This is a genomic window from Shinella sp. 20P9.1.1, from assembly GCF_057798995.1.
In genome coordinates this window covers 286,517-299,307 of record NZ_JBYOLC010000001.1, presented here as the reverse complement: position 1 = coordinate 299,307, position 12,791 = coordinate 286,517, and the positions used below count along the sequence as shown (strand labels likewise).

At 63.4% G+C, this 12,791-nt stretch carries 13 protein-coding genes; 2 read left to right on the top strand and 11 right to left on the bottom strand.

Annotated features, from left to right (window positions below; genetic code table 11):
- From AC27VQ_RS01370 to AC27VQ_RS01335, 8 genes are all read right to left on the bottom strand, one after another.
- A complete protein-coding gene (locus tag AC27VQ_RS01370; protein WP_488714891.1) occupies positions 1-1,176 on the bottom strand; it encodes a GumK N-terminal domain-containing glycosyltransferase in 1,176 nt (391 codons plus the stop codon).
- Between the two features lie 70 nt (positions 1,177-1,246).
- Positions 1,247-1,645, bottom strand: a complete 399-nt coding sequence (gene mnhG, locus AC27VQ_RS01365; RefSeq protein WP_488714890.1) for a monovalent cation/H(+) antiporter subunit G — start codon at positions 1,643-1,645, stop codon at positions 1,247-1,249.
- Entirely contained in the window at positions 1,642-1,923 is a 282-nt protein-coding gene (locus AC27VQ_RS01360; RefSeq protein WP_313527417.1) for a K+/H+ antiporter subunit F, read from the bottom strand. The genes mnhG and AC27VQ_RS01360 overlap by 4 nt, the downstream gene beginning before the upstream one ends.
- A complete protein-coding gene (locus AC27VQ_RS01355; RefSeq protein ID WP_488714889.1) occupies positions 1,920-2,396 on the bottom strand; it encodes a Na+/H+ antiporter subunit E in 477 nt (158 codons plus the stop codon). Before AC27VQ_RS01355 ends, AC27VQ_RS01360 begins: the two co-directional genes overlap by 4 nt.
- A 1-nt stretch (position 2,397) precedes the next feature.
- Positions 2,398-4,035: a monovalent cation/H+ antiporter subunit D gene (locus AC27VQ_RS01350; protein WP_488714888.1), complete on the bottom strand. Its 1,638-nt coding sequence runs from the start codon at positions 4,033-4,035 to the stop codon at positions 2,398-2,400.
- Entirely contained in the window at positions 4,032-4,370 is a 339-nt protein-coding gene (locus AC27VQ_RS01345; RefSeq protein WP_117370310.1) for a Na+/H+ antiporter subunit C, read from the bottom strand. The genes AC27VQ_RS01350 and AC27VQ_RS01345 overlap by 4 nt, the downstream gene beginning before the upstream one ends.
- Positions 4,370-7,288 (bottom strand): monovalent cation/H+ antiporter subunit A, encoded by a 2,919-nt coding sequence (locus AC27VQ_RS01340; protein ID WP_488714887.1) that lies wholly within the window; start codon positions 7,286-7,288, stop codon positions 4,370-4,372. Before AC27VQ_RS01340 ends, AC27VQ_RS01345 begins: the two co-directional genes overlap by 1 nt.
- 100 nt (positions 7,289-7,388) lie before the next feature.
- Entirely contained in the window at positions 7,389-7,967 is a 579-nt protein-coding gene (locus tag AC27VQ_RS01335; RefSeq protein ID WP_488714886.1) for a hypothetical protein, read from the bottom strand.
- 217 nt (positions 7,968-8,184) lie between these two features.
- Between AC27VQ_RS01335 and AC27VQ_RS01330 the strand changes: the two genes are divergently transcribed.
- A complete protein-coding gene (locus tag AC27VQ_RS01330) occupies positions 8,185-8,502 on the top strand; it encodes a DUF2934 domain-containing protein (RefSeq protein ID WP_488714885.1) in 318 nt (105 codons plus the stop codon).
- 14 nt (positions 8,503-8,516) lie between these two features.
- On the opposite strand, the gene AC27VQ_RS01325 is transcribed toward AC27VQ_RS01330, so the two are convergent.
- From AC27VQ_RS01325 to AC27VQ_RS01315, 3 genes are read right to left on the bottom strand one after another with little or no spacing between them, the layout of a single operon-like run.
- Positions 8,517-9,563: a glutathione synthase gene (locus AC27VQ_RS01325; protein ID WP_488714884.1), complete on the bottom strand. Its 1,047-nt coding sequence runs from the start codon at positions 9,561-9,563 to the stop codon at positions 8,517-8,519.
- An 11-nt stretch (positions 9,564-9,574) separates the two neighbouring features.
- Positions 9,575-11,473: a flavohemoglobin expression-modulating QEGLA motif protein gene (locus AC27VQ_RS01320; RefSeq protein WP_488714883.1), complete on the bottom strand. Its 1,899-nt coding sequence runs from the start codon at positions 11,471-11,473 to the stop codon at positions 9,575-9,577.
- A complete protein-coding gene (locus AC27VQ_RS01315; protein ID WP_488714882.1) occupies positions 11,470-12,282 on the bottom strand; it encodes an N-formylglutamate amidohydrolase in 813 nt (270 codons plus the stop codon). The genes AC27VQ_RS01320 and AC27VQ_RS01315 overlap by 4 nt, the downstream gene beginning before the upstream one ends.
- A 173-nt stretch (positions 12,283-12,455) precedes the next feature.
- Between AC27VQ_RS01315 and AC27VQ_RS01310 the strand changes: the two genes are divergently transcribed.
- A complete protein-coding gene (locus tag AC27VQ_RS01310) occupies positions 12,456-12,788 on the top strand; it encodes a YbaN family protein (protein ID WP_488715235.1) in 333 nt (110 codons plus the stop codon).
- Positions 12,789-12,791 lie beyond the last annotated feature (3 nt).

Below are 12,791 nucleotides of genomic sequence, written 5' to 3'. Positions count from 1 at the left end.
TCAGGCAAAAACCGTGGCGAGCGTCTGCCGGGCCACGTCATCCCAGGTCAGGATGCCATCACGATAGGCTTCGCGGTGCGGCAAGACGAGGGCTGCATCGACAATCGCGCGCCAATCGTTCTCACTCTCGAGCGAATAGGTGATCTCGTTGCCGCGCGAAACGGGGATGATGTCGGGCAGAAGGACCGGCAGGCGGCAATAGCCGTATTGCAGGAGCTTGAGGCTCGATTCGGCGAGATAGACTTCGCTGCTGTTCACCCGGTAGGGCGCCAGGCCGATATCGGCATGGCGGATATAGGCGGCCAGCGTCTCGAACGACTGTTCGCCATGCACGCGGATATTGACCGGCGCATCGCCGCGCCAGCGGATGCCGAAGAGATGGAAGGTGACTTCAGGCGCAGCAGCCGCCATCGCCTCGACGGAAGCCTGATCGAACAGCATGTCGCCCACCGCGACCGCATTACGGCTGCCCTCGGGATAGGGCGAGACCTCGGCGCGGTCGAACACGCCGCCTTCGATGCCCTGCGGCACGAAATGCACCTTGCCGCCAAGCGGCAGCATCTCGCCCAGCCGACGCGAGGGCACGCAGATGCTGTCGAAAAGCCCGATGCCGCGCCGCTCGACCTCCCGCAGATAGGGTGCCGCTCCGACACTTCGCAGGAGGTCGCGGCAAAAGTACAGAAGCTTGGCCCGCGGATTCAGTCGGCGCACGACATCTAGGAAAACGATGGGTGTGCCGCTTTCGATCACCACGAGATCGGCGGCTTCTATCCTGTCTCTTACGAAGGCGGGAAAGTGACGGCCGTAAAGCGCGAAGAACGGCTTTACCAGCACATTGACCAGTGGCCTTGCCGTGCTGAAAGCATGAAGCGGCGGCAGATAGGCCCCGGCGAAGAGATGGGGCTCGATCTCAGCGTAACGGTTGCCCTGCTCTCGGCGTAACGCTTCGTAGCGATCCTTTTGCTTGAAGCGGCTCAGCGCGCTGTGACCGACCGTGGTGAAGAACACGTCATTACCGGCCGACGCCCAGCGGCGCGCCACGAAATGGATGCTCGCTTTCCGAAACCCTTCCAGGAAGACGTGCGACGACAGGATGACAATCTTCCTGCCATCCGGGATCGGCTTCCCCGAGATCGACGTTTCGCGGTCGATGGAAAATGAGCGGCTGTGGTCCATGGCGAAAAGTTATACGCGATAGCCTTAACATTGCTGGAATAACGCCGGCAACTTTTTGTGCACTATCGGGTCAATCTGCCTGGCTGGCCGTGCCGCCCTCGATCGTTGCTTGCGCCGGCGCTTCGCCCGGAACATCCGGATTTCCTTCGGCCCGGTCCCTGTGCAGGGTCGCACGGGCCAGCAGCATCAGCGTCACCGGCGTCGTGACGGTCACGAAGATGCCGATCAAAATCTCGTGAACGACAGGCCTTGTCGAAAGCACCGTGAAGAAGATCATCGAGGCCATGACGATGCCGCCGGTGCCCCAGCTGGTGCCGAGCGTCGGCGCGTGGATGCGCTCATAGAAGGTTGGCAGACGCACGAAGCCGATCGTGCCGATCAGCGTCAGGCCGGCGCCGATGACGAGGAAGAAGGCGACGGCAAGCGCCGCCCAGGCCGGCAGATCGGCGGCGTGTTCGATGCTGCTCATTCGATCACCTCGCCGCGCATCAGGAATTTGGCGAGCGCCACCGTGGCGACGAAGCCGAGCATGCCGATGACCAGCGACGCCTCGAAATAGATGATCTTGCCGGTGCGGATGCCGAAGACCATCAGAAGCAGCATCGAATTCACATAGAGCGTGTCGAGCGCGAGAACGCGGTCCTGCGCACGGGGGCCGCGCGCCATACGCAAGGCCGCAAGCGCCATCGCGATGACGAGGCAGACTTGCGCAAACACCATCGACCAGGAGAGGATCGTGTGGCTCATTCGAAAATCTCCATCAGCAGCGCTTCATAGCGGCCCTTGATCAGGACCTGCCATTCCGCTTCGTCGACCAGGTCGAGCACGTGGATCAGCACGGTCCGGCTCAGCGAATTGTATTCCAGCCAGGCGGTGCCCGGCGTGCTTGTGACCACGACCGCCAGCACGGCCAATGCCGTCGGGTCCTGCAGGTCGAGCGGCACGGTGATGAAGCCGGACCGGAAACGCCGCCCGCGCCCCGCGACCAGGATCGAGGCGACGGCAATGTTGGAGCGCACGATATCGTAGAGCACGATGCCGACGAGCTTAGGCAGCAGATACCATTTCGGCATGTGCGGTTTTGCCGGTCGCAGCGCCGCCATGCCCCAGGAGGCGAAGACCGCGACGACACTGCCGAGAAAGAGATGCCCGAGCGTAAAACCGTTGAGGGCGAGCCACATGAGGACGAGCGAGGCGCTGAGCAGCGGATAGGGCAGCATATCAGATCCCTCCCCCGCCATCCGGCCCGCTTGCTTCGGCGACACCGGCGCGACGCGCATTGATCACCGCATTGATATAGGTGCCGGGCTGCTGAAGATTGCGTACGGTTTCTTCCATGTAATGCATCGCCGGGCCGGCCTTGATGGTGAGCGTCAGGGTCAGCGCGATCAGCAGCATGACCGGCGCCATTTCCATGACGAGCACCCGCGGCACCGTTCCTTCCATCGAGGCCCAGAAGGTGCGGATGCCGGCACGGGTCATCGAGATCAGCGCGGCAAGGCCCGAGAGGATGAGCAGGCCGACAATCCACCAGACGGAGGCCGGAACCGGCTGGTCCGCGCTGACGCCCATGCCGATCATGCCCGTCAGCATGGCGAATTTCGCAACGAAGCCGGAGAGCGGCGGCAGGCCGGACAGGAGGATGCCGCAGGCGGCAAAGCAGGTGCCGAGCACGGCGATCGTTCCCGGCATGGTCACGCCGATCTCGACCTCCTGCTCCTCCTCGTCCGCATCGCCATAGGCTTCCATGGTGACCGCGAGAACCGAGGCGCCGGCATCCTGGCCGCGCTCGACGAGCTCGATCAGCATGAAGAAGGCGCCGATCGTCAGCGTGGAGCTGACCATGTAGAACAGCGCACCCGCCGTGACCTCGCCATTGCTGAGCCCGAGGACCGCCAGAAGCGTGCCGGAGGAGACGAGCACCGAGTAACTCGCCAAACGGCCAAGCGCCTGGGAGGCGAGCACGCCGATCGTGCCGAAGGCGATGGTCGCCATGCCGCCATAGAGCAGCACATTGAGGCCGAGGCCGGCGGATTCACCCTGACCGAAGACGAGCAGCGAGAGGCGCAGGATCACGTAGATGCCGACCTTGCTCATGATGGCGAAGATGCCGGCGACCGGGGCGACAGCCGCGCTATAGGCCCCGGGCAGCCAGAAGTTCAGCGGCCACATACCGGCCTTGATGAGGAAGACGACACCGAGAATGGCCGCACCGGCCTCCAAAAGCATGCGCCGCTCGCCCTCGATCTCGCCGATACGCAGCGCAAGGTCGGCCATGTTGAGCGTACCGGCCGACCCGTAGATCGCGCTGACGCCGATCAGGAAGCAGAGCGCCGCGGCAAGATTGACGGCGATATAGTGTAGGCCCGCCTTGACGCGCATCGGGCCGGAACCGTGCATCAGAAGTCCATAGGAGGCGGCGAGCATCACCTCGAAGAAGACGAAGAGATTGAAGAGGTCGCCCGTCAGGAAAGCACCGTTGAGCCCCATCAGCAGGAACTGGAACAGCGAGTGGAAATGCGCGCCGGCGGCATGCCATCGGGCGAGCGCGTAGACCAGCGCCGGAATGGCGAGGATCGCGGCGAGCACCAGCATCAGCGCCGAAAGCCGGTCGACGACCAGCACGATGCCGAAGGGGGCCGGCCAGTTGCCGAGGAGATAGACGCTGTCGAAAGCCTCGCCACCGCCATTCGCCAGCCGGAAGAGATTGATGGCGACAGCAGCGAGCGCCAGCGTGGAGACGACGCTGATCATGGCTTTGACGACGCGCTGGCGCTCATCGAAGAACAGGAGAAGCGCCCCCGCGATCAGCGGAATGACGATCGGCGCGATGATGAGGTGTTGCTGCCAGTCGCTCATTTCGGCTGCTCCCTGCCGTCGACGTGGTCGGTGCCGGTCAGCCCGCGGGCGGCGAGCAGCACGACGAGGAACAGCGCCGTCGTCGCAAAGCCGATGACGATCGCCGTCAACACCAGCGCCTGCGGCACGGGGTCCGTCAAAGTCGAGACATCGACGCCTTCACCAAGCAGCGGTGCCGCATTGGATTTCACGCCGCCGACGCCGAAAATGAAGAGATTGACGGCATAAGAAAGCAGCGACAGGCCGATGATGACCTGGTAGGTGCGCGGACGCAGGATGAGCCAGACACCCGAGCCGGTCATGATGCCGATACCGATTGCGAGAACGAGTTCCATCAGTTTTCCTCCGCCTTGGGGGCGTCGAGACCGCGGACCCGATGCATGCGTACGGATTGGTGGGCAAGCGCGATGAGGATCAGCACCGTCGCGCCGACGACGAGCGAGAAGACACCGAGATCGAAGAGCAGCGCGCTGGCGGCCGGCACCTTGCCGATGAACGGCACCTCTATGTATTGCGAATGGGTGGTCAGGAACGGATAGCCGAGCAGCCATGCGCCCATGCCCGTTGCCGCCGCCGTGATGAGACCGAAGCCCATCCAGCGCAGCGGCAGGATGCGCAGGCGATCCTCCGCCCAGCGCACACCGCCCGCCAGATATTGCAGCAGGAAGGCGATCGCCATGGTGATGCCGGCGGCAAAGCCGCCGCCCGGCAGGTCATGGCCGCGCAGGAAGAGATAGACCGAAAAGGTCGCGATAACAGGGAACATCCACTGCATGATGACAGAGGGCACGAGCAGGTAGTCGCGCACGGTATCGCCCGCCGAACGCTCGGGGCGCTCCGCATCGAAAGCGTTCTGGATGCGCTGCTGCTCGGGTTTTTCGATACTATCAGGCGCCGGGCGGAAACGGCGCAGCAGTGCAAAGACCGTCAGCGCCACGATCGCCAGAACCGCGATCTCGCCCATCGTGTCGAAGCCACGGAAATCGACGAGGATGACGTTGACGACATTGCGCCCACCGCCCTCGCTATAGGCCTTGTCGAGGAAATAGCTGGCAATCGCATCCGGCACCGGCTGCGTCATGATGGCGTAGGAGAACAGGAACATGCCGAAGCCGCAGGAAATCGCGAGCAGGAAGTCGCGGAAACGGCGGCTGCGCGCGGAAAACGTCACGGCATTGTCGACCCTCTCCGAGCGCTTCGGCAGCCAGCGCAGGCCTAGCAGCAGGAGAACCGTCGTGACGATCTCGACGACGAGCTGCGTGATGGCAAGGTCGGGTGCTGAGAGCCACACGAAGGTGATGCAGGTGGTGATGCCGGCACCGCCGAGCAGGACGAGGGCCGCAAGCCGGTGATACTTCGCCTGGTAGGCGGCACCCAGCGCACAGAACGCGCCGATAGCCCAGACGGCGGCGAAGGTCGGATCGATATCCTTGAAGACCAGCGGTTTCGGCGAAAAGCCTGCAAGATAGAGCGAGACCGCGCCGGCCAGGAAGCCCGCGGCCGCGACGAGGCGGAGCTGCGGCTGGAGATGGCGCGTACCGAGATTGCTTTCCAGCCAGCGCGCCCACTTCCAGGAAACGGTGACGAGGACGCGCTCGAAGATGCGCTGGCCGCCGAGATGCCGGAAGAGCGGCGGTCCGTCGTCGCATTTGGCAAGATAGTCCTTCAGCACGAAATAGAGCGCCGCACCGCCGACGAGCGCGATCAGGCTCATGATCAGCGGCGTGTTGATGCCGTGCCAGATGGCGAGGCTGTATTCCGGCGTGCGATCGCCGAGCACCGAGATGACGGCGGAATGCAGGAACGGGCCGATCGACAGGCTCGGGATGATGCCGACGACAAGGCAGGCAAGCACGAGGAACTCGATGGGGAAGCGCATCCAGTGCGGCGGCTCGTGCGGCTTGGGTTTCGGCAGGTCGGTCGGCGGCGGACCGAAAAAGACCATATGGATGAAGCGCAGCGAATAGGCGACGGAGAAGGCCCCGGCCAGTGTGGCGATATAGGGCAGGATGCGGTCGAGCACGGAATCGGCATGCGTTTCCACCGCTTCGGCGAAGAACATTTCCTTGGAGATGAAGCCGTTGAGCAGCGGCACGCCGGCCATGGCGGCACTCGCCACCATGGCAAGCGTTCCCGTGATCGGCAGGTATTTGAGAAGCCCGCTTAATCGCCGCATGTCGCGCGTGCCGGTCTCGTGGTCGATGATGCCGGCGGCCATGAAGAGCGACGCCTTGAAGGTGGCGTGGTTCATCATATGGAAGATCGCCGCAACCGCCGCGAGCGGGCTGCCCAGGCTGAGCAGCGTGGTGATGAGGCCGAGATGGCTGATCGTCGAATAGGCGAGCAGGCCCTTCAGGTCCTGCTGGAACATCGCGAAATAGGCGCCGAGGATCAGCGTGCTGATGCCGGCGATGCCGACCAGCATGAACCATTCATAGGTGCCCGACAGTGCCGGCCAGAACCGCACCAGCAGGAAGACGCCGGCCTTCACCATGGTCGCGGAATGCAGATAGGCCGAGACGGGCGTGGGCGCCGCCATGGCGTTCGGCAGCCAGAAATGGAACGGCACCTGCGCGCTCTTGGTCAGCGCCCCGATGAGGATCAGCACGAGCGCGGTGAGATAGAGCGGATGCGCCTTGATCAGGTCGCCCGAGGCCAGCACCACGTCGAGATCGTAGCTGCCGACGATATGGCCGAGCACGAGCAGGCCGGCGAGCAGGCAGAAGCCGCCGATGCCGGTGATGGTGAGCGCCATGCGCGCGCCGTCGCGGGCGGCGGCATTGTTGTGCCAGTAGCTGATCAGCAGGAACGAAAAGATGCTTGTGAGTTCCCAGAACACCGAGAGAAGGATGATGTTGCCCGACAGCACGATGCCGAGCATCGAGCCCATGAAGGCGAGCAGGAACGAGAAGAAACGCGGAACAGGGTCCTCCTCGGACATGTAGTAACGCGCATAGAGGACGACGAGGAAACCGATGCCGGTGACGAGCATCGCAAAGAGCCAGGCGAAACCATCCATGCGCAGCGTGACGTTCAGCCCGAGCTGCGGCAGCCATTCGAGGTCGAGCCGCACCTTGCCGCCATCGCGCACCGAGGGATAGAGCACCGCCGTCAGCACGAGGGCGACCAGGGTCACGGCGCCTGCCATGCGCGCGGCAAGGACGCGCGAATCGGTCTTCAGCAGAACGATCGCCGCCAGGCTTCCCGCGAAGGGAAGGCAGACCAGCAGGACCAGAATCATTTCACCTGTCATCGTTTGATCGATCGCTTTCGAACGTCAGAGCATCTCTAAAATGCCGCGAACCGGCACCATCGGAAAGCCGCGCGATCGATGCCAGAGATCGATACGGCCGTCAGGCAAAAACCGCCGGAGGGGCACGGGCACCCCGCGCCTCAACATTGCTCCTGCCGGCGCCGCCGGGCGAAACCGTGGCAATGGCAATGCTCTCCACAGCCTTCAAACGAAGCGCAAACGCGCCCGGCAGACAGGCGAAATCGACGCTCCCAGTCGACGGGGGAGCGACTTTGGCGACGCTGCCGCGCTTGCGGCAATCCCGCTCGTTCGTGGAAGAGGCGTATCCCGCCGGTTTCTGCGTGCCATAACGAAGCACTTTTGCGACGCTGCTTGCAGCAGATGGCGCCGGCAGCGTGGTTATCAACAGAAGAAGGCAGGTGAACGCTGTGCAAAAGAGGCCAAGAGCCCGACGAACCGGTCGATGCTGCTGCCGTGTTGCTGTCAAACGCCCTGCCTCTCGCTGCCGTTGTCCAAGAATATTCTCTCGTCCGGACAATACGTTGGCGGGATCGGCACTGTCCACCCGCAAGGGAAAACTTTTGCGAAATTCCGGCAATTTATCGCACTTCGCGCAAGGATTTCCTTGACCATTCCTCTTGCGGGAAAGGGTGTCGCAGGCGCCGCGCCTTGATGCCATCGGCCTTTCGGCGCATTCTACCGGTGCGAATCGCATGTAGCAGACCTGCTCCGGCACGGCTTACGCCGGGAGCGAAAGGTGCGTCGAATATCTGGACCTGCCAATGGTCATTGTCATGGCTAGGGGGCCGTCCAGCGAGTTCCGTGTTCCGGTTTCTGCCCGCACATTCCGCAGCATCCCGGCACGGCGTCAGTTCACTCTCAACCGGGGATACACGATGACGGATGCACGCAAGGAATGGATCAGCAAACGGGCCTATTCGATCTGGGAAGAAGCAGGCCGGCCCCATGGTGAAGACAACACCCACTGGGAACAGGCCGTGCGCGAGCGCGACGAATTCGAACGGGTGGCCCTCGTGCCGGAGGCCGCGCCCGCGAAATCGGCGAAAAAACCGCTGATCCAGATTTCCAAGGGCAAGGACGCCGAGGCCACCAAGCCGAAGAAGAAAACCGCCGGCGCCGAAAAACCGGCCGCCGCCGCCAAGGCGGTCGCGAAAGCGAAATCCGTCAAGGCGGCAAACAGCAAGCTAATATGATCTGGCCGATCTGATCAGAGCGTCGCCAATATCCTGTTGGCGATCGCGCCCGCATAGGCGTCGCGCTGGGTGACCTTGTTTTCCAGCGCGACGATGACGTTTTCGGAGAAATCCACGCCGTAGAGATCGAACATCGAACTCAGCCCGCCGGGTGTGAAGACGTTGATCTCCAGGATCTTGTCACCGACGATATCGAGGCCGACGAGAAACATGCCGTCTTCCACCAGTTTCGGCCGCACCATTTCGGCAATCGCCAGGATGTCCGGCGTGATCTCAACCTTCACCGCCGTTCCGGCGGCATGGATGTTCGAGCGCACCTCGCCCTTGGCCGGCACGCGGCGGATCGCGGCATAGGTGCCGTCCTTTTCCAGCGGGCGACCGTTCATCAGGAACAGGCGGATATCGCCCTCGGTCGCCGCCGCCAGATAATTCTGGGCAATCAGATAGCCCTCACCGCTCACGGCCTCGAAAATCTGGTTCAGGTTGGCTTCGCCGGTCGAACCGATCTTGAAGACGTTCTTGCCGCCGGAGCCCTGCAAGGGCTTCATGATGACGCCCTCCTTGTGCAGGTCGATGAAGCCGCGGATCTCGTCGATGCTCTTGGAAATCAAAGTCTGCGGCCGCACGGCCTGCGGAAACCCCTGGAAATAGAGCTTGTTCTGGGCAAGCGACAGACCGTCCGGGTCGTTGACGACGAGCGTGCCACGCGCGGCGGCAAGCCGTCCGAACATCGCCCCGACATGCGCCGCCCAAGGCCTAACATCGGCATCGAGCGACGGGTCGTTGCGCAGGAACAGCACGTCGACCTCGGAGACATCCATGGTCTCGATCGTTGCCTCGTCGCCCTGAAGCGCGGCGTGGAAACTTTCGGCTTTCTTGTAGCGTTTGCCGGGCAGCACGCGGCCGCGCACGGAAAGGCTGTCATCGGCGCGCAGCACGAAATCGCCCGGTGTGAGGTAGCAGATGTCGTGGCCGCGCGAGAGTGCGGCCATTGCAAGCGACGTCGTGGTGAAGGTCGGGGTCTCGTCTTCGATCGAGTTGACGAAAAAGGCGATACGCATGGTTGCTCTCCTCAAGCTTCGAGCATGGCAAGGGGGGTGAGGCCGGCACGGGCGCGCTCCAGCCTTGCGCGCCCGCGTTCGGTTTCCAGACAAAGAGGCCTGAGCACCGGGGCCTTCAGCAGGCCGCGGGCACCGAGTTCCTCCATCACGCTGAAATCGGCGGCGGAAATCTTGCCCATCCAGAACGGATCGAGCGCGCCGCCGCCCTTCAGGTGGCTGAGAAGCGACAGCAGACCGCGCAAATAGATCGCATCCTTGGCCAGCCCGCCGCCGCGAAAGACGCGGAGCAGCAGGCCGAAAGCAGTTTCCGCATCGAAATCGTAGCGTCCCGTCAGAAGCCGGAAGCTCTCGACGAAGGACGCCCCCGACAGCATCAGATCGCAGCCGATGACACGGGCGGCGAGCAGCCGCAGCCGCTCCGGCGTGAAACCGCCCGCCAGGAACTCGGCGAAGACCGCCAGCCCCTCCTGCATGCCCTCATAGCCGGCAAGGCCGGTGCGGAAGACGCGCAGCCCCTGCGCCGAACCGTTGAAATAGGTGAGCAGGTGCACGCCGACCTCGTGGCTCAGCAGCGCATCGACACGGTGACGCATCATGCGCGTACGGCGCGAAATAAGCAGCCTTGGCCCGGAAACGAGGAGGCCGGGCGGCACGTCGTCGCGCAACTCGATCGCCGCGTCGAAGCCGTCATAGCGCCGCTGATAATCCGTCATCATCGTGCGGGCACGATGCTCGACGAAGAAACAGTCGACCACCTCGTCGTCGTCAGGCGTGAGCGCCGGTACGCGCCGCGCCTCTTCGGTGCCCTCAAGAACCTCTCGCGCAGCCTTCAGCAGCGAGGGCTCGACAGGACCATAGAGTGCGCGTCCGAATTCGACGAACCGCGCCTTCTCCCGGTGGCCGATGAGGGTCAGCTGCAGGTCGAGTTCCTGCTGCTTGTCGCGGTAGATCTGATGCAGGACCGGGTCTTCGAGGCGGTCGAGCGAAATGGAATAGAGCCGCCGCTTTTCCCGCTCCACCAGCAGGCTCAGCGGCCGGTAGAGAAAGCGCGGCGGCTTGTCGTAGCGGTTCGCCTTGAACTCCCGCCAGGCGGCGTTCGCATTGATCGGCGTCACGCACAGCAGAAAATCGAAGCTGGAGGCGACATCGTCCATCCCGCGATCGGCCCGCTCCACCGCATCGACGAAAGCCTTGCGGCCGAAAGCGCGGTAGGTGACGGGTTTGGGAAAACCGTCGGCTTCTAGAAAGGCGGCGACGGCACGCAGGCCGGCATCGAGTAAGTTGTCGACGAGGCGTTCGCGCAGGTCCGGGTAGGTCGCGTCCGATCCGGTGACGCGATAGATCGGTGCAAAACGCAGGGTGACGAGCGGCAGGCGCAGTTTCAGCAGGTCCGGCCGGGCGCAGGGATCCTCCTGCGCCTCGCAAAGATCGACATGCGGTGTGCGAAACCGCGCCTCGAAAGCCTTCACTGCCCTCTCGAAGGCCTTCATCGCGCGGTGTGCGGCAATGCCGCGTGTCGTCGACAGGGTCACCTCGAACGGCTGGAGAAAGGGCGCGTCATCGGAAAGCAGCCGGTCGCGCTCCAGTTCATCGACATCGATCAGGAGGAATGTGCCGAACGTCTTGCGCAATACGGCGGCGATCGGCGCGATCAGTTCGACGGCTTCATCAATATCGGTGGCGAGAAGATAGGAGGCATTGGCGCTCGCCACCTCGCGCGCCACGACATGCCGCTCGGGATTCCCGACGTGAAGGCAGAGGAAGGGCTGCGGCCGGTCGATATGCAGACGTCCGCCTTCGAATTCGCGACGCACCGGCTTGCCGGCCTCCAGCGCCGCGATCACCTCCTCGACAAGGCTCTTTTCCTTCTTTTTCGCACGCGGCTTGCGAGCCGTCCTGGCTGGGGTCATGTGACCTCCCGCAATGCGCTTTCAAGCACCGGCACCGAGGCGGCGATGAGGGAGCGGAGCGCGGAGATCGCCTGCCAGTCCGGCACGCCGGTCCATTCGTCCATGAAAACCTTCTTGAACTCGACGGCGATGGCGCAGCCGCTTGACGGAAAGCGTTCATGGATGAAACGCGTCTGCTCGCCGCGCCCCTGAAAGGCGACGTTTTCGCGCACATCCAGTCGGCGGCCGAGGAAATCGTAGTCGGCGCAGAAATCCATGAAGGCATCGACGACGGGCGCCCAGCGGGTGCGGTCCATGGAGATGGTGCCGATATTGATATCAGGCGCGTCGGCTGCCGCCGTCGGTGTGCCCGAAGCACCGTCACGCCGATGGTTGTAGCTGTGGATATCGAGCACGACGAACGCGCCATATTGCGCCTCGACGCCGCGCAGATAGTTTTCCAGCATGCCGTAATAGGCATCGTGCAGCGCCAGGCTCTCGGCAAGGTCCGCGTCGGACAACGGCTCGCGCCAGACGTTCAGGCCCCAGGCCTGCTCCGGCCGCTGATAGACCGCGGCATCCCGTGCCCGATTGAGATCGATTTCGAAGCGCGAGCGCTGGAAGACGATACGGTTGGCAAGGTCGTGGATGGTTTCGGCGGTGAAGGGATCTTCTTCGCGCAGCCGCCCTTCGTCATCGAGCGCCATCCTGGAGAGGAGGTTTTCTCGAACGGAGTGACCATTGTGTATAGCGGTGCCGACGATCGGCGAGGGCCCGCGCGAGGTCATCCACCATACGTGATCGCCGGTAAATTCGCTATCGTCCAACATGCGTCACCGTGCTCCAGTCCCAGGTGCCACAGGAATGCCCGACGATCATCTTCGTTCCAAAACCGCGGCACCTTGCACCTTGGAGATAGGCGCGAAGCACTCTATCTGAACAAGCGATGCGATTTTCGGCGAGGATCCCTGTGCGCACGATCTACATGATGGCCGGCCTCTTCATGACGGCGCTCGGCATCGTCGGTGCGTTCCTGCCGCTCCTGCCGACGACGCCGTTTCTGCTCGTCGCGGTCTGGTGCTTTTCCCGCTCCTCGCCCCGTCTCGAACAATGGCTGCTGACCCACAGAACGTTCGGCCCGCCGCTGACCAACTGGCAGCGCGAGGGTGCGATTTCCGGCCGCACCAAGATCGTCGCCGTCAGCCTGATCGTCGCGAGTTACGCCTTCTTCTTCTACCGCACCCAGCCACCGGTGCTTCTGGCTGTGATCGTAGGCCTCGTTTTGTCCTGCAGCGCCCTTTTCATCCTCACCCGCCCGCTGCCGAAAGGAAAATGAGAC